The organism is Stenotrophomonas sp. TWI1151, assembly GCF_039673135.1.
GTDB lineage: Bacteria > Pseudomonadota > Gammaproteobacteria > Xanthomonadales > Xanthomonadaceae > Stenotrophomonas.
In genome coordinates, this window is the sequence record NZ_JBDJLA010000001.1 from 891,027 (window position 1) to 906,391 (window position 15,365).

Annotated in this window: 16 protein-coding genes; 6 read left to right on the top strand and 10 right to left on the bottom strand. The window is 66.7% G+C overall.

The annotated features are described in order from the left end of the window. The first annotated feature begins 79 nt into the window (after positions 1-79). The 3 genes from ABE422_RS03940 (at position 80) to ABE422_RS03950 (ending at position 3,749) form a co-directional block, all read left to right on the top strand. Positions 80-1,162, top strand: coding sequence for a serine hydrolase domain-containing protein (locus ABE422_RS03940; protein WP_346482514.1), 1,083 nt, complete (start codon positions 80-82; stop codon positions 1,160-1,162). Continuing rightward, positions 1,128-1,382, top strand: a complete 255-nt coding sequence (locus ABE422_RS03945; protein WP_346482515.1) for a hypothetical protein — start codon at positions 1,128-1,130, stop codon at positions 1,380-1,382. Before ABE422_RS03940 ends, ABE422_RS03945 begins: the two co-directional genes overlap by 35 nt. Before the next feature lie 234 nt (positions 1,383-1,616). Then, positions 1,617-3,749 carry a TonB-dependent receptor gene (locus ABE422_RS03950; RefSeq protein ID WP_346482516.1) on the top strand — a complete coding sequence of 711 codons (2,133 nt, stop codon included), beginning with the start codon at positions 1,617-1,619 and terminating at the stop codon, positions 3,747-3,749. A 28-nt stretch (positions 3,750-3,777) separates the two neighbouring features. Here ABE422_RS03950 and ABE422_RS03955 read toward each other — a convergent pair whose 3' ends face one another. Next, complete coding sequence (locus ABE422_RS03955; RefSeq protein ID WP_346482517.1) at positions 3,778-4,545, bottom strand: cyclic nucleotide-binding domain-containing protein; 768 nt, start codon at positions 4,543-4,545, stop codon at positions 3,778-3,780. 380 nt (positions 4,546-4,925) lie between these two features. Between ABE422_RS03955 and ABE422_RS03960 the strand changes: the two genes are divergently transcribed. After that, entirely contained in the window at positions 4,926-5,210 is a 285-nt protein-coding gene (locus ABE422_RS03960) for a hypothetical protein (RefSeq protein WP_046273347.1), read from the top strand. Here ABE422_RS03960 and ABE422_RS03965 read toward each other — a convergent pair whose 3' ends face one another. Genes ABE422_RS03965 through ABE422_RS03980 form a run of 4 tightly spaced genes read right to left on the bottom strand, consistent with a single transcriptional unit; the run spans position 5,211 to position 8,954 of the window. Then, a complete protein-coding gene (locus tag ABE422_RS03965) occupies positions 5,211-5,810 on the bottom strand; it encodes an SCO family protein (protein WP_346482518.1) in 600 nt (199 codons plus the stop codon). It abuts the gene before it with no gap. 1 nt (position 5,811) lies between these two features. Beyond that, positions 5,812-6,960: a hypothetical protein gene (locus ABE422_RS03970; protein WP_346482519.1), complete on the bottom strand. Its 1,149-nt coding sequence runs from the start codon at positions 6,958-6,960 to the stop codon at positions 5,812-5,814. After that, positions 6,960-8,549: a multicopper oxidase domain-containing protein gene (locus ABE422_RS03975; RefSeq protein WP_346477654.1), complete on the bottom strand. Its 1,590-nt coding sequence runs from the start codon at positions 8,547-8,549 to the stop codon at positions 6,960-6,962. The genes ABE422_RS03970 and ABE422_RS03975 overlap by 1 nt, the downstream gene beginning before the upstream one ends. 36 nt (positions 8,550-8,585) lie before the next feature. Then, the gene (locus tag ABE422_RS03980) at positions 8,586-8,954 is read right to left on the bottom strand and encodes a hypothetical protein (protein WP_346477655.1); all 369 of its coding nucleotides are present in this window, start codon (positions 8,952-8,954) and stop codon (positions 8,586-8,588) included. A gap of 204 nt (positions 8,955-9,158) precedes the next feature. Here ABE422_RS03980 and ABE422_RS03985 point away from each other — a divergent pair, with 204 nt between their 5' ends. Further along, on the top strand, positions 9,159-9,842 hold the full coding sequence (locus tag ABE422_RS03985; RefSeq protein ID WP_346482520.1) for a MarC family protein: 684 nt from the start codon (positions 9,159-9,161) through the stop codon (positions 9,840-9,842). 20 nt (positions 9,843-9,862) lie between these two features. Here ABE422_RS03985 and ABE422_RS03990 read toward each other — a convergent pair whose 3' ends face one another. Both ABE422_RS03990 and ABE422_RS03995 read right to left on the bottom strand, forming a co-directional pair. Continuing rightward, positions 9,863-10,549: an SGNH/GDSL hydrolase family protein gene (locus ABE422_RS03990; protein ID WP_346482542.1), complete on the bottom strand. Its 687-nt coding sequence runs from the start codon at positions 10,547-10,549 to the stop codon at positions 9,863-9,865. 133 nt (positions 10,550-10,682) lie between these two features. Beyond that, complete coding sequence (locus ABE422_RS03995) at positions 10,683-11,258, bottom strand: TetR/AcrR family transcriptional regulator (protein WP_313210729.1); 576 nt, start codon at positions 11,256-11,258, stop codon at positions 10,683-10,685. 82 nt (positions 11,259-11,340) lie between these two features. Here ABE422_RS03995 and ABE422_RS04000 point away from each other — a divergent pair, with 82 nt between their 5' ends. Then, entirely contained in the window at positions 11,341-11,880 is a 540-nt protein-coding gene (locus ABE422_RS04000; protein ID WP_346482521.1) for a thioesterase family protein, read from the top strand. A gap of 32 nt (positions 11,881-11,912) precedes the next feature. Here the strand turns inward: ABE422_RS04000 and ABE422_RS04005 are convergent, their stop codons facing one another. From ABE422_RS04005 to ABE422_RS04015, 3 genes are all read right to left on the bottom strand, one after another. Then, complete coding sequence (locus ABE422_RS04005) at positions 11,913-12,584, bottom strand: HAD family hydrolase (RefSeq protein WP_346465922.1); 672 nt, start codon at positions 12,582-12,584, stop codon at positions 11,913-11,915. 15 nt (positions 12,585-12,599) lie between these two features. Beyond that, positions 12,600-12,911 (bottom strand): hypothetical protein, encoded by a 312-nt coding sequence (locus ABE422_RS04010; protein WP_346482522.1) that lies wholly within the window; start codon positions 12,909-12,911, stop codon positions 12,600-12,602. 96 nt (positions 12,912-13,007) lie between these two features. Then, positions 13,008-15,305: a patatin-like phospholipase family protein gene (locus ABE422_RS04015; protein WP_346482523.1), complete on the bottom strand. Its 2,298-nt coding sequence runs from the start codon at positions 15,303-15,305 to the stop codon at positions 13,008-13,010. Positions 15,306-15,365 lie beyond the last annotated feature (60 nt).

The window sequence follows — 15,365 nt, forward strand, 5'->3', positions numbered from 1 at the left end:
GACCAGGGGTGACTTCCGCCGCATTGACCGGGGTGCCAGCGCTTCCTACTGTGCGGGCTCACCCACGAGGATGCCCGCAATGCGTCGTTTCGCCTTTGTCGCGGTCCTGCTGCTCGCGGTATCGACGCCGTCCGGCGCCACTCGTGCCGATGACCTCGACGCTCGGATCTCCCGTCAGCTCCACGCCAACGCGGAGCGCTATGGCATCGCCGGGCAGTCGGTGCTGATACGGCACAACGGCGCGCTTCTCGCACAGGCCGTCGCCGGAGAGGCCGACGTCACCACGCATCGGGCGGTGACCGCCGAAACGGTGTTCAATGCTTACTCCCTGGCCAAACTGCTGGTCAGCGCTCTGGTCATGCAACGGGTGGAGGCCGGCAGGGTCGAGCTGGATGCACCGGCCAGCCGCTATCTTCCCGATCTGCCCGAGGCCTGGCAGGCGATCACCGTGCGGCAGTTCCTCAACCATGCGTCCGGCGTTCCCGAGTACTTCCAGTATCGGGATGGTGAGGTGATCACCTCGCAGGGCAACCGCCGCTTCCAGGCCACGCCGGCAGAGGTGTTCAAGGAACTTGCCGGGGCGCCGCTCCAGTTCACGCCGGGTACCGCCAACCGGTACACGCAGACCAACTATCTGGTCCTCACCGCGCTGTTGGAAGCGCAATACCAGCAGCCCTATGCGCAGATCGTACGAGACCGCGTGCTGCGACCGCTGTCGATGACGCATACCTCGCTCGGCCCGGCGACGGATGCGCGCCACGAGATCGCCATCGCCTACATCGGCAAGCAGGGCGCCCTGCAGCGCGAAGACGACATCGCCTGGCAACCCTATGCCTACGGGCATGCCGCACTGCATACCACCGTCGGTGATCTGGACCGCTTCCTGATGGCCCTGACCCGCGGTGAGCTGGTGGGTCGTGCCACGCTGCAGCAGCTGTGGCAGCCACAGTTGCTGGACAACGGACGGCGCAGCGGCTTCTCCACGGGTTGGGAATTCGAAGAAAGCGGCGAGTACCGCTTCGTGGGGCATGACGGTGGTGGCCCCGATGCAGTTCCCTCGCGAGGCCTTGTCGGAAAGGCTGATCACCTACGCACTGGAGCCGCAGACGGCCGCACGCACAACCGCGTTGAAACAGTGGCTCATCACTACCGGGCGCGGTGATCAGCCGATGCTGGAGCAGGACATCAACCGCGTGGGCTACGCGGTGGCCGAGAACCTGGGCCATGCCACCGCGCTGCCGCTGTTCGCCTTCAACGCGACGCTGTTCCCGCGCTCGGCCAATGCCTGGGACAGCCTGGCAGAAACGTATGCCGCCTTGGGCGACGCGAAGCAGGCCGAACGGCTGTACGCCAAGTCGAAAGCGCTGGCAGCGGCCCGGTAATGCCGGCCGCGGGCCGGCAACCACGCGATCATGGGTCTCACGCGACGGGATCGCGTAGATCCTGGCGAGCCGGCCAGCGGCCGGCACTACCGACATCCCGCCGTCGGCGTTCGTCACCCATACGCCCCACAAGGGTGACGAACACCCCCACATCCTGTTAACTTGCGCGCCCCACATTAAGTTGACAGGGTGTCGCGCCAACACGCGCCCTGTCGACACTGATAGCGCGCACGAATGACTGTCCTCCCGAATCGCTCCACCGCCCCTGCCCTTTCCATGCTCGCCGCCGCCCTGCTGGCCAGCCTTGCCGCCACCGACACCGCCCGCGCCGCCCCTGCTGGCCAGGCCGTCACTCTGGACGCGGTCAACGTCACTGCCGCCGACGCCACCGAGGCTGCGCGCCGCGCGCTCGACCGGGTCCCCGGTGCAGGCAACGTGGTGGATCTGGCGCAGGTGGGCCAGGGCCGCGTCGCCGGCACGGCCGATGTACTCGCCTACCAGCCCGGCATCAGCGCGCAGAGCGCCGGCAATGAAGGCGTCAAGGTCTCCATCCGCGGTTCGGGCCTCAACCGGGCGCCGGGTGCGCATGCCTCCGGCTTGTCGGTCTCGCTGGATGGCCTGCCGCTGACCGGCCCGGGTGGCACGCCGTACGAGCTGCTTGAGCCGCTGTGGCTGGGCCGCGTCGAAGTGCTGCGCGGTGCCAACGGGTTCGAGCGCGGTGCCCTGGCGCTGGGCGGTGCGATCAACTACATCACCCGCAGCGGCCGCGATACGCCGGGGCTGGAGCTGCACTACGAAGCCGGCGCACGCGGGTACCAGAAGCGCGGGATCAGCCTGGGTGGCGTGCAGGACGCGGTCGATTACTTCATCGCCTACACCGACACCGAGTACGACGGCTATCAGCAGCACGCCGCCGGCAAGGGCAAGGGTGCGGTGGCCAACGTCGGCTGGCAGCTCACGCCGGATCTGGAGACGCGCTTCTTCCTGCGCTACCGCGAGACCGATCACGAAACCCCGGGGCGCCTGACCCGCGCGCAGATCCGCAACGATCCCCGCGCTGCCAATCCGGCCAACCTGGCGATCGACGCGCGCCGCCCGCAGCCGGGCAGCACCTGGATCGGCAACACCACCACCTACACCATCGATGAAGATGCGTCGCTGCAGGCCGGCCTCGTGTATCACAAGTACCCGATGGACTTGAACGAGAGCCTGTACCGCCAGCAGCTGGACTACGCCAACCTCAACGGCACGCTCGACTACCGCCGCCGGCACGCGATGTTCGGGCATGACAGCGTGACCACGATCGGACTGCGCGTGACCCACGATCTGGATGCCAACGTGCGCGAGACCCTGCGCTTCGCCAGCAACGGGTACGCGGCCGGCACGCACACCCGCGACTTTGAGCATTACGGCACCGACAGCGTGCTCCACATCGGCAATGATCTGGGACTGAGCGACACGCTGCGCCTGCAGACCGGCATGGCATTGATCCACACCCGCCGCGATGTGCAAGTCACTTGGCCGGCGACGCCGGAGAAACTGTCCGAGCGCCAGTGGGATTACGCGCCGCGGCTGGGCTTCACCTGGCAGCAGACCCCGCAGACGCAGTGGTTCGGCAACCTGAGCCGCTCGCTGGAACCGGCGCATCCGTGGTCGATGATCTGGGGCTCGAACCAGTACTTCGCCGCCGGCAACGGTGCCTCCACGGGCCGCCAGCGCGGACCGGTGAACCTGGACAACCAGACCGCGACCACGCTGGAACTCGGCGCGCGCGGCGACAGCGCACTCGGCCGTTGGGAGCTGACCGGCTATTACGCACGCCTCAACCACGAACTGCTCACCGTGGAAGTGCAACCGGTGCCAAACCTGTTCATCACCGAATCCAACGCCAGCCCGACCGTGCACCGTGGCATCGAAGCCGGCCTGGACAGTGCGCTGTGGCAGGGCGTCGGCGGGCGGCTGTCATTGCGCCAGGCCTACACCTTCAGCGACTTCCGCTACCGCGATGATGCACGCTTCGGCAGCAATCGCCTGCCCGGCCTGCCGCGCCACTACTACCAGGCCGAGCTGCGCTACGACCACCCGGCCGGCTTCTACGCCGGGCTGAACACCGAGTACGCGTCGAAAATGTTCGTCGACTATGCCAACAGCATGGCCGCCGACAGCCACGTAATCTTCGGCACCCGCATCGGCTACGACGCCCCCGGTGGCCGCTGGCAGGCCTGGGCAGAACTGCGCAACCTGAGCGACCGCCACTATGCCGCCACGGTAACCCCGGGCTATGACGATGCGGGCAAGGATGTCGCGCGATCGACGCCGGGTGATGGGCGCGGTGTGTATGCCGGGGTGCGCTGGCGCTTTGATTGAGCGACAGGGCCCGCTACTGCATGCCGCGCTAGGCCGCCTGGTTGCGGACCTGCACGCCGGCTGCAGCGCTCCGCCGCATGGGGTCGGCGGCCGCCAATGCCTGCAGGCGGTCGCGGCCGCGTACTTCGACATCACGCCCCTCTACAGTCACCAGCCCTTCCGCCTGGAAGCGGCGCAACAACCGGCTCAGGGTTTCCGGTGCGAGCCGCAGGTAGCTGGCGATATCCATCCGCGACATCGTGAACTGCCACCGGTTCGGGGCGTAGCCCCGCGCCGCCATGCGGTCGGCCATGTCGATCAGGAACGCGGCCAGCCGCTCGTCGGCCATGCTGTTGCACGCCAACTGGGTGGCGCGGGCGATGTCACGACTCATCAACCGGAACAACGTGGCCTGCAGCATCGGCATTCTCGTGGCCAGTTCCGCGATCTCGTGGAACGGCAGCCGGCACAGGCTCACGGTATCCAGCGCCACCGCATTGCAGGGGTAGCGCTCTTCATCGATGGCACTGAGGCCGAGGAAATCACCCGGCATGTGGAAGCCGAGGGTCTGCTCGCGGCCTTCGCGATCCACTGCATAGGTCTTGACCGTGCCCAAACGGATCGCCGTGAGGTACTGGAACCGATCACCTTGCCGGAACAACAGATGGCCGGCATGCACGGGCATCGTGTGCTCGACCAGCCTCTCCAACTCCTGCAGATGGGCCGCATCGGCGGATCCCGGAAAGCACCCCGGACCCAGCGGGCAGGAACGGCATGCGCAGCGCAGCGCCAACGGCGTGCCAGAGAGGATGCGCATGATCGTGGGCCTCCTGCGATGCTGCGTCACCCGGTGCGCGGGCGCGTCTGGCAGGTACTGCACCTGCCGCCTTTCCCCCTGTGACTGACACACCCCATCCGCACTGATACTGCTGCCCTTGCCGGTGGCGGATTCATACTGTTTTGAGCCGCGGCGTTGTGCAATATCCGAACGATCAGTATTTCTACTGGTTTATGCCGTCGAGCCCTCTCCGGGCGCGCGCCAGGCTGAAGCGTTCAGTTCCGCCGTCGAGGAAATCCGGCGAAGCGCTGCGCGCTTGACCCACATCAAGCTGACCGTTACCAGGCGGTCGTAATGTGTCCCCTACCGGGCGCAGCGGGGTACCGTCCGGACGTCCTGTCCTTTCCGGAGTCGATCCCATGAAGCCTCATTCCCTTCTCGCCCCCCTTGCTCTGGTCGGCGCCCTTGGCCTCGCCGGGCTCGCCCTGGCGCAGGCGCCCACCGTCAACATCGGCGAGCGCCATGGCAACCTCCGCACCGCACAGGAACACATCGTGCAGGCCTACCAACTGATCGGCGTGGCACAGCAGGACAACAATTCGCGCCTCGGCGGCCATGCAGAGCGTGCACGCCAGCTGTTGATCCAGGCGGATCAGGAATTGCGGATGGCGGCGAATTCGGCCAACGACCGCGGCCGCCCCTGATCATCGCTGCCGGGCCGCGTGCGCTCGAGGCGACGTCCCGCCCAGCCCGGCGGCGATATCGCCTGCCACCGCGGCTTCGTCGACGGTGCGCCCGAAATGGTCGACATAGCGGCCCTCGCGATCAAGCAGGAACACGAACGTCGAGTGATCCATCATGTACTGGCCCTGCTTGCCGTAGGGCACCTTCTGGTAATACACGTGATAGCGATCGGTAACCGCCGCGATCTGCGCAGGGGTGCCGGTCAGCCCGATCACATCGGGACCGAACAGCGATACATAGGCCTTCATTTTCGACGGCGTGTCGCGTGCCGGATCGACGCTGACGAAGATCGTTTTCAGCGGCGGCCCACCGAGTGCGCGCACCCGCTGCGCAATGCGCACCAGCCGTGCGAGGTCGGTCGGGCAGACATCCGGGCAGGCCGTGAAGCCGAAGTACAGCAGCACCGGCCTGCCATGGAAACTGCGATCGGTGACTACCTTCCCGTCCTGGTCGACCAGCGTGAAACCACCGCCGATCGGGTTGGCTGGCGAGGCTGACCACGCCGGTAGCGCCAGAAGCGCGATCCCCACCCACGCCACTGTCCACAGAGTGCGCCCCATCTCAGTGCGCTCCGTTGTAGGACAGCGCCATGCCGACCAGGTTGGCCTCCTGCCCACCCACTGCCTGGCTGCCGATTGAGACCCCGATACTGAGCTGGCCGGTCACGCGATAGCCGCAGCTCACTTCGTTAAGATAGTCATGCCGGCCCGCACCGGCCGCCCACGGGCGGCGCTTGTCGGTACGTGTCGCCCCGAAGACCCAGCGCCCGTAGTCGACGGTGACCGAGGTCGTCAGATAGCGCGTGTCATTGCCGGCGATCGCATTCTCATTCTGCACATCCGCGTACTCGACCAGCGGCACGATATCGAAATAGCGGAACCGCAGCGTCGTATCCAGGTCCGCGCTGGAATCGGGTGCCCAGATGTAGCGCGCGGACACAATGCGGATCACTTCGTCATCGGCCGGCCCACTGTCGGGCTGCGCGACGCCGGCGCGGTTGCGCATGTAGCCGGCCTGCATCTCCAGGAACGGCAGCGCCGGAATCGCATCCCAGTTCACGGTGACCGCATAGGAATCGAGCTTGCCGGTGTTGGCCGGCCCGCCGTCCGAGCGCTGCGCCCGCGCACCGCTGCGCAGGAAAGGCCGGCTCAGCTCGGTGGTGTCAGCGATGTACAGGTTGAGCCCGCCTTCGATCATCCCGACTTTCTGGCCGAACCAGCGGTAGGCGTACGTGGCGCCCAGCATCCCGCCAAGGTCGTAGGCGGCGACGAAATCGTTGGTATACAGGCCGGGCGAAGCATCCATCGCACGCCCGAACGGCACCTGCAGCTTGCCGATCTGCAGCTGGGTGTGCTGGGTCAGCTTGTAGTAGTTGAGCTCGTTCACCACCAGCCCGAGATCGCCGAAAGTGCGCTTTTCACCGGCGGCGGGCGGATTGACCGGGTTGAACTCGGTGGACAGCCGCAGCTGGTCATTGGGGCTGAAGCGGATGTAGAAGCTGCTCTGGATGTCCAGATAGAAATCCGTGGTGTTGCGCGGGGAGGTCACGCCACTGCCTTCCGTGCGACTGACGTCGTACTGCATCACCGCGTTGTAATCCATGCCCAGGTTCGGGTAATAGCCCTTGTCGGCATGCGCGCCCGGGCTGGCCAGCAGGCCCAGCCCGGCAACAAGCCCGGCACACAGAGGGGATCTGCACACGATGCGCATCACGGCACCTCCGCAGGCAGCTGCACGTTGGCCGGCAGCGCGAAGTCGCGGCCGGTGTTCCTGAGATAGCTGCAGGTCTGGTTGTCGCCGTAGATGCCACCAAGCGGCGCCAGCTTGACCGCCTGCGCGTAGTCCTCCGGGCGTACCACCTGAATCACCTGCATCATTCCGCCGTCCTCGTGCTCGAGGATGTGGCAGTGGTACACGAACTTGCCCAGCATCACCGGATCACGGAACGGAATGCGCAACGTGATCGAACCGCGGGTCGGGATGAACACCGTATCGCGGTACCCACTGAACGGGACGGGCTTGTCGTTGATCGCCACCACCTGGAAATCGGTCTGGTGGATATGGAACTGATGCAGCTCCTGGGACGGGTTGTACAGGCGCCACTCCTCGACATCGCCGAGTTTGACGGTGGTGTTCACCCGGCGTGGATCGAAGCGCTCGCCATTGATCAGGAAGGCGTCGCCGTCAGTCGCCGAATCCTGGAAGGCGAACTGGCGGACATTGGCCACACGCACATTGCTCAGATCTTCCAACACCGGATATGCGCTGGTGATCGCCCGGGTGGCCACAGCTGCTCCGCCGGCACGCAGGGTCGCGATGCGCGCGCCCTTGTACTGGTCACCTGCCGCACCCGTATTGCCGGCGGCCAGCTCGACCGGGTGATCGCCCGCGGACGGGCCGACCACCAGAATGCTGAAACGCGCGGACGGCCCGATCAGCAGTTCATCGGTCATCACCCGCTTGTTCACCGTATTGCCGTCGCGCGACAGGATCTGCACGTTCTGCCCGTTGATGCGGATGCGGAAGTACTGGTTGGCGGAGATGTTGAGCAGGTGCCACAGCTGGGTTTCGCCGGGCTCGATGGCGATCACTGGATCGCCCTGCCCGTTGACTGTCCGGATCGATGGCGCGCTGGTCACGATCTCGCTGGCCAGCCTGCCGGTACGGGTCTTCTGGAAATTGCGCAGGACCAGAACGCGCTCCTGGATGCCCTTCAGTTCCGGGAACGGATCGAGGATGCCGTCGACCAGGATAGGCCCGGCGATGCCCGACTCCACCTGGCGCTGCGCGCCGCCGTGGAAATGGCTGTGGTACCAGTAGGCGCCCGGGCTGTGATCGGGGGGCAGCTTGAAACGGTACAGCCCTTTCTCGTGCGGGCCAACCTCGCGGAAGATGCTGTCACCCGAGTCCAGCGGCGTGACCGTCATCCCATGGAAGTGGAGATTGGTCTTCTCGTCCATCTGGTTGTCCAGCGTGATCGCCACCGTGCCACCGGGTCGCGTGCGGATCAGCGGGGCGTCGTAGTTGCCGTTGAAGACCAGCGCGCGATATGGCTGCCCGCCCACGGATACCGCCGACATCGCCGCGCGCAGCGTGCCCGCGCTGATGCCATCGGCCCCGTAGCGGATTTCCGTGGGGGCCTGCAGCGCTGCGCCCGGGTCCGCGCTGTCCGGCGGTGCCTGCGCCATCGTCGCGCCAACCCACAGCAGCACGCCGGTCAGGGCAACGAGACAGGCATCGAGCAGCCGTCGCCGCTGCCGGCTGCGCGGGGTGATCGCTGCGGTGCGGGACAGAGCCATGGCGATACCTGCTGGAGAGAAGAAGGGAACGGCGCGTCAGGTGCCGGCGATGGCCCAGGTGATGAAACCGGTGGCAATGGTGCTGACCACCAGGCCGGTCAGGAACAGCCAGTCGGCCATCCCCTCCAGGAACTGGTTGCGCCTGCGTCGCCGCGTACGCAGCGCCCAATAGGCGCTCAGGCACGCGGCCAGGTAGATCAGCGAGTTGATGCTGAGCAGGTCATCGCCGAGGGTGTCGACCTGGCGCAGTACCGTGACCACGTGCAGCACGCCGACCACGGTCATGCACACGCCCAGCATCGCGGCCGAGGTGGTGAAGATGTGGACGCAGATGTCCTCGTCCAGGGAGGCCGCATGTGTTGGCGGCTTGTCCGCTGCAGGTGGGGGAGAGGCTGGCTCGTGCATGGGTCTCGCTCGGAGCGTTCGGACCTGCGCCGGTCACAGGCCACCCCACGGTAGCGAGCGCTGCCGCCCCGACGCATGACCTAGATCAAGCCGGGACGCCTTGCCGTGCGCGACCGGCGCATTCAGCCCCTTGACCAGGATCAAGCCGCCTTCACCGACCTGGCCGCATCGTAGGGCGCGGCTCCCCGCGTGTTGCGAGCAAACATGGCCATGTGGAACGACTTCAGCCATACCTTCCTGGTGATCTTCACCAGCCTGCTCCCGGTGATCAATCCGCCGGGCGCGGCGCTGATGGTCCTCGGCATCGTGCCTGAAGCCACCACCGCCCAGCGCAGCCGGCTGGCCCGCGCGGTGGCCTTCAACAGCCTGGTGATGCTTGCCGCCTGGATCGGCATCGGGGCCTATGTACTGTCGTTCTTCGGCATCTCGATCCCGGTGCTGCGGCTGGCGGGCGGGCTGGTGATCGCGGTGACCGGGTGGCGCCTGCTGCAGGCACCCGCGCAGGGCGAGCATGGCTCGCTGGCCGGCGCCGCCCAGCAGGAGGCCCGCGACGATGCGGAGGCCTCGCTGGACTCATTGCTGTTCTATCCCTTCACCCTGCCCCTTACCGTGGGGCCGGGATCCATCGCGGTGGCCATCGCGGTTGGCACGAGCTCACCGGCACAGGGGCCGGAGGCCGTGCACATCGCAGCCGCCGCGTGCGCATTGCTTGCACTGTGCGCCTTGATCTACCTGTGCATGCGCTACGCCGGGCGACTGCAGTCACTGCTGGGTCGCACCGGCACCCAGGTGGTGCTGCGGCTGCTGGCATTCGTGATTCTGTGCATCGGCGTGCGGATCGGGTGGCTCGGTCTGTCCGAGCTGCTCGCGCAGCAGGCGGCACGGTAAGCCGCGACCCGGGGATTGCTTCAGCGCCCCTGTGCCAGGGCAATCGCCGCTTCGGCCAACGGCACCATCTTCGCGTAACCGGCCGGCGTGGGATGCACGCCATCGGCAGCCAGTTCCGGGTCGAGGCCGCCGTCTTTGTTGGTCATGGCCGTGTGGTAATCCAGATAGACCAGACCCTGCTCCTCCGCGTAAGCACGCAACACCCGATTGAGCGCCGTCACTTTGCCCGCGGGCTGCACGCCGGGTTGCCACGGGTAATCGCTGACCGGCAGCACCGAGGCCAACACGATGCGGATGTTGTGCGCCTGCGCCAGTTCCACCATCGCATGCAGGTTGTCTTCGATCATCGCCTGCGTGGTGGGCCCGGTATTGCCGGCGATATCGTTGGTGCCGGCGAGGATCACGACCAGCGCCGGCTTCAGTGCGATGACGTCCTGCTGGAAGCGCAACAGCATCTGCGCCGTGGTCTGCCCGGAAATACCCCGGTTGACGTAGGGCTTGCCCGGGAAGAAACGCTCGCTGCCGGTCGGTCCCCAGCCCTCGGTGATCGAGTCGCCGTAGAACACCACGCGCTTCGTCCCCGGCGCGACCGGTGCCAGCGCGGCGTTCTCGCCGCGGTAGCGCTGCAGCTGTGGCCAGTCCAGCAGGCGCTGCTGCATCTCCGTGATCTGCGCGGGCGTCGCCTGCTCGGCAGGCACCCGATACAGCGGATTGGTCGCAGGTGACTCCTGCGCGTGCGCACTCGGATGCAGGGCGCACGCGGCGAGCGTCGCGGCGAACACGGTGGAACGGATCAAGGCGGTCAAAGCGCGGCACTCCGGTTGCGGCAGGCCGACAGTCTCAGCGATCGGCGACCAGGGAAACAAGCTGCGCTGCGACGCGATCAAACGGGCCGATGTCGCGCGTGGCCCGGCTCATCGCCACCGCGCCCTCGATGCTGGCGATGATCATGGTCGCAATGCCGTTGGCCTGCTCGGGCGAGCGGCCACCGCGGGCCAGCGCTTCGGTCAGACGGGCTTCCCAGCGCGCAAATACCTCGGCCGCGGCCCGCCGTGCATCGTCGGGGGCATCGTCGATCGGCTCTTCGACCGCCGCCGCAAGCACCGGGCACCCCACGTGGAAATCCGAACGGATCAAGCGTTCGCGCCACGCTGCCAGGAACAGGTACAGCCCGTCGGGGGCCGCTCCCTGCAGGCAGGTATCGAGCAGCGCATCCACCTTGGTGCCCGCCAAGGTCGTGGCTTCGGCCAGGACCTGCTGCTTGCCGCCAGGGAAGTGGTGGTAGGTGGAGCCGAACGGCGCCTGCGCGCGCCTGGCGACCTCACGGACGCTGGAGGCATTGAGTCCGTAGGTGGCCAGCATTTCCGCGGCCGCAGCCACGACGCGCTGCGGTGCATCGGAATGACGTGCACTCATGAGCCGGACTCCTTGCTAAGACGAGTGTCATAGATTAGCGTATTTCGATTATGACACCTGTTATAGATGAGCGTCCCTGCCCATGAATCTCTGGTTCCGCCTCCTGTTCCTGCTGCTGTCCTCGCCATTCCGCCCGAAGTTGAGCGCGCCGTTCGCGGTGTCGCGCTTGAACTTCCGGGTGCTGCCCAACGACATCGACAGCAACCTGCACATGACCAACGGCCGCTATTGGACGATCTTCGACCTGGGCCGGCTGGATCTGGTGTTCCGGATGGGCCTGGACCGGGTGGCATGGCGCTCCAAGTGGGCCCCGATCGTCAGCGGAGGCAGCATCCAGTTCCGGCGGGAGCTCAAGCCGTTCCAGCGCTTCGTGCTGGAAACCCGTCTGGCCGGCTGGGTCGGCACGCGCATCATCATGGAGCAGCGGGTGCTGATCGGCGAGGAGGAAAAGGTCGCCACGCGTGCCCTGCTGATCACCGGCATCTACGACCGCCGGCATCGCCGGTTCGTCTCCACCGATCAGATGATGGAGGCCATCGGCGCGCCCATCGTGCCTTCGCCGGAACTGAGCAAGGCCGCGCAGGCGTTGCTCGCGGCGGAAGTGGCGATGAAAGAGGACTGAGGCTCGCGCTGGTCGCGCAGTGACGGGAGCGCTCAGGCGTTGCGCCAAGGAAGGATCTGCGCCTTGGTCATCATCGTCTGTTCGATCAGGCGCAGGCACTTCTCCCCCGGGCTGACCAGATACCACTGCTCGCTGTTGCGCAGTAGCGGCAGGTCCGCGCGATGATCGGTGTAGGCCGTGCGCCACGGTGGCGGATACCCGCGCTCGGTCAGCATGGGAATCTTGTTGGCGCCAAGACAGTGTTTTTCGCTGACCCAACCGCCGACACACGGCCGCAGGGTCGAGGCGACCAGCGGTACGTCCTTCAGACCTTCGCGTTCCAGCAACGCACGCGCCAACGGCTCCCAGCAGCCGGTGGCGATGACAACCTCGTCGCCTTGGGCAAGATGGTGGCGCAGTCGCTCCACGCCCTGGGGCAGGAATACAGGGTCAGGCCCGGCGAACACCTCATCGGCATGTGCCACGGCGAGCCTGGCCAGTGTCTCGTGGCTGCGTCCGAACGTCGCCATCCACACGGCAAAGCGTACCGGGAGGTGTCGCGTGCGCGGCAATGCCCACAGTGGCGCCAGCACCGGCAGCGCGAGCACCACACCGGCAATCCGCCATGGCTGGCGTCGCAGCAGACATTTGAAGAACCGGCTTGCCGTTTCCCAGCGGGTCAGCGTCAAGTCGAAATCGAACACCACCACGTTTCGGTGCGACATCCGTATCAGCTCCTTTCAGAAGATGCCTTGCACCAGCAGTTTGTCGTCATCGGTCGGTGTGAGCACCAACCCGTAAGCCTCGTTTCCGCGATGGAAGCCTGCCGAGCAGATCGCGTCCCAGCCCTGCCCGCAATCCACCTCGGGATGCGCGGCGAAGACGGGGTCACCCTCATTGTCCGGCGCACCGGCGATCCAGCCCGCTGTGAGCAGCAATGCCTTGGCCTGCGCGTACGGCATGCCGACGGTAATACCGATCTGCGTCCAGGCTGCGGGCAACGCCGGGGCATCAGCGGCATGCACGTGGCCGGCGAACAGCAGCAGCAACAATGACAGGAACATCGGTTTCATCGGCATCACATCATGGGTGCGGCTGCACAGGATAAAGCGCGGGGCGCGCTGCGGGACGTCACTGCGCCTGTCAGCTCAGAACCCATCCAGCGTCCGCAGCAATGAGCCGAAGGTCAAATAGAACGAGTCGTGTCCACCCTGCGCGCGCCCATACCCCAGGAACACCGGCCCAAGGAACGTATCGGCACCGACGAACACGCTGCCCGCGGTCTGCATGCCATCAAGGCTGACATCCTCACGGCGCTGCCAGAATCCGCCCCACTCCACACTGCCGCCGACGTACAGCGGGATGGTGAGCAGAGAGTCGGCGTGCGCGACGCGACGGTAATACACCACCCGGGCCAGCGCGGTCTGCGGCGCGAAGATGGATTCTTCCGGGTACCCGGACAGATTGCCCAACCCGCCCAGGAAGCCGTAGGTGGCCAGCAGATCGTCGCCGCCGTGTGCCGAGGAGGCGCGCAGGCCCCCCAGCCAGCGGTTGTGGCCGTGCGCCCATGCCCCATCCCACTGCACCCGCGTCACCGCCGCCGAATTGTCGGTGCCGAGCGCATCGAGATAGTGCTGGCGTGTCAGTGACACGCGCTGGCCGCGACTGGGGAAGGCCGAGCTGTCGATCGAATCGTGGCGCAGCTGCCAGCCGACGCTGCCCATGTCCGCGCGGTAATTGCCCAGCTCGGTCGGGTTGCCGACGTCCAGGCGCAGGCGCTCACGGCCGCGCTCGCCGAACAGCGCGATTTCCCAATCCGGATGTGGCGAATATGCCCAGCGCAGTCCACCCAGCCACTGGCTGTAACGGAACTCGGCGAGTGCGCCGCCGCGCATCAGCGCCAGGTCCAGATCGGTGGCGCGGTACTTGGCATAGGTGGACAGTGCATGCCGGCCACTACTGCCGAACGGCCGGTAGTACTCGGCGAACGCCTCTTCCACTTCGCCCAGCCCCAGGCGCAGCTTGAGCTCGGCGCCCTGCTCGCTGAGGCCGGTCCGGGTCAGCTCGGTGATCAGCTGGTAATTACTGCTGCCGTCGAAGTCGTCGGACAGGCGCAGCGCGAAGTGCAGGAAATCCGGGCCCCAGCGTTTGTCCTGCGGTGCGAGCACCAGGCCCTGCTGCCCGTCGCGCTCCTCCAGCCGCCACTGCACCTGCTGGTAGCGACCTTCGCCGTAGGCCGTGGCCACCTTCTCCTCCACGCGGTCCGGCGCCAGCGGCTGGCCGACCTCCGGCTGCAGCCGCTGCTCGATATAGCGTGCGGTACGTGTCTTATCGCGCAGCACATCGATGAAGGCCACGATCGGCGTTTCATACGCCGGCGGCCGATGCTGGCGCTGGAAGGCGGCGTAGCGAGTATCGTCCACCTGGAAGCGACGAACCGCCGCGACCTCAGCCTGCGCCGCCTGCTCACCGACACCGACGGCCTGCGGCGAGCGGTTGAAATCCTGGCTGCCCATGTCGCCCAGCGGCGGCGTGATCAGCAGATCCTGCGGGCCGAGCGTGGCCAACTGCGCCAGTACCTCGCGCTGCATCAGTACGCTGGCCATCTGGTGACTGATCGCCAACGGTGAATCCAGCTGCGCCTCGGTCATCAGCGGCGAGCCGACCCGCGACACGATCAACCGCTGCGCTCCCAGCCGCCGCGCTTCATCGATCGGGACATTGTCGACCACACCACCATCGACCAGCAGATGGTCCTCATAGCGCACCGGCGCGAACACGCCCGGCACCGACATGCTCGCGCGGATGGCCAACGCCAGGTCGCCCTGCGCGAACACCACCTTCTCGCCGCTGACGATATCGGTGGCGATGGCCCGGAACGGAATCGGCAAATGATCGAAGTCGCGCACCTGCCAGGTCGGCAGCAGCAGGCGGCGCAGCAGCATCTCCAGCTTCTGACCCTGGATCAGGCCCTGCGGGAACGCGATCTTGCCGTTGCTCAGGCCGACTTCGACGCCGCCCAGCAGGCGCAGGTCATCTTCCTTGCGGCGCATGCTGCGCTCATCGCGTGGCGGTTTGTCGCGCAGCACCTCGGCCCAGTCGATCCGGTCCAGCACCGCCTCGATCTCATCGGCGGTGTAGCCGGAGGCATACAGACCGCCGACCACCGCGCCCATCGAGGTGCCGACGATGCAGTCGATCGGTACGCGCTCGCGCTCGAGCACCTTGAGCACGCCGATGTGGGCCGCGCCGCGGGCACCACCGCCGCCGAGCACCAGGCAGGTGCGGGGGCGGTCGGGATCCTGCGTTGCCGAATCAACGGATGCTGGAGCGGTCTGCGCCACCGCCATGAGCGGGGCGCACGCCAGCGCTGCCAGGACGAACAGCCAGCGGCTGCACCCACGCCGCGTGGCAGTACCGGTGGGTTGTAGTGGTGACTGCTGCATTCGATCCCTCATTCCCCGGTCCACGCCCCCTGGTAATCCCACGAAGAACAGGGCGTTGGC

Coding starts and splice junctions, on each gene's coding strand:
- ABE422_RS03970 (WP_346482519.1), bottom strand. CDS start 6,960: ATGCGCATCGTGTGCAGATCCCCTCTGTGTGCCGGGCTTGTTGCCGGG.
- ABE422_RS03940 (WP_346482514.1), top strand. CDS start 80: ATGCGTCGTTTCGCCTTTGTCGCGGTCCTGCTGCTCGCGGTATCGACG.
- ABE422_RS04000 (WP_346482521.1), top strand. CDS start 11,341: ATGAATCTCTGGTTCCGCCTCCTGTTCCTGCTGCTGTCCTCGCCATTC.
- ABE422_RS03985 (WP_346482520.1), top strand. CDS start 9,159: ATGGCCATGTGGAACGACTTCAGCCATACCTTCCTGGTGATCTTCACC.
- ABE422_RS04005 (WP_346465922.1), bottom strand. CDS start 12,584: ATGTCGCACCGAAACGTGGTGGTGTTCGATTTCGACTTGACGCTGACC.
- ABE422_RS03950 (WP_346482516.1), top strand. CDS start 1,617: ATGACTGTCCTCCCGAATCGCTCCACCGCCCCTGCCCTTTCCATGCTC.
- ABE422_RS03960 (WP_046273347.1), top strand. CDS start 4,926: ATGAAGCCTCATTCCCTTCTCGCCCCCCTTGCTCTGGTCGGCGCCCTT.
- ABE422_RS03965 (WP_346482518.1), bottom strand. CDS start 5,810: ATGGGGCGCACTCTGTGGACAGTGGCGTGGGTGGGGATCGCGCTTCTG.
- ABE422_RS03955 (WP_346482517.1), bottom strand. CDS start 4,545: ATGCGCATCCTCTCTGGCACGCCGTTGGCGCTGCGCTGCGCATGCCGT.
- ABE422_RS03975 (WP_346477654.1), bottom strand. CDS start 8,549: ATGGCTCTGTCCCGCACCGCAGCGATCACCCCGCGCAGCCGGCAGCGG.
- ABE422_RS04015 (WP_346482523.1), bottom strand. CDS start 15,305: ATGCAGCAGTCACCACTACAACCCACCGGTACTGCCACGCGGCGTGGG.
- ABE422_RS03980 (WP_346477655.1), bottom strand. CDS start 8,954: ATGCACGAGCCAGCCTCTCCCCCACCTGCAGCGGACAAGCCGCCAACA.
- ABE422_RS03995 (WP_313210729.1), bottom strand. CDS start 11,258: ATGAGTGCACGTCATTCCGATGCACCGCAGCGCGTCGTGGCTGCGGCC.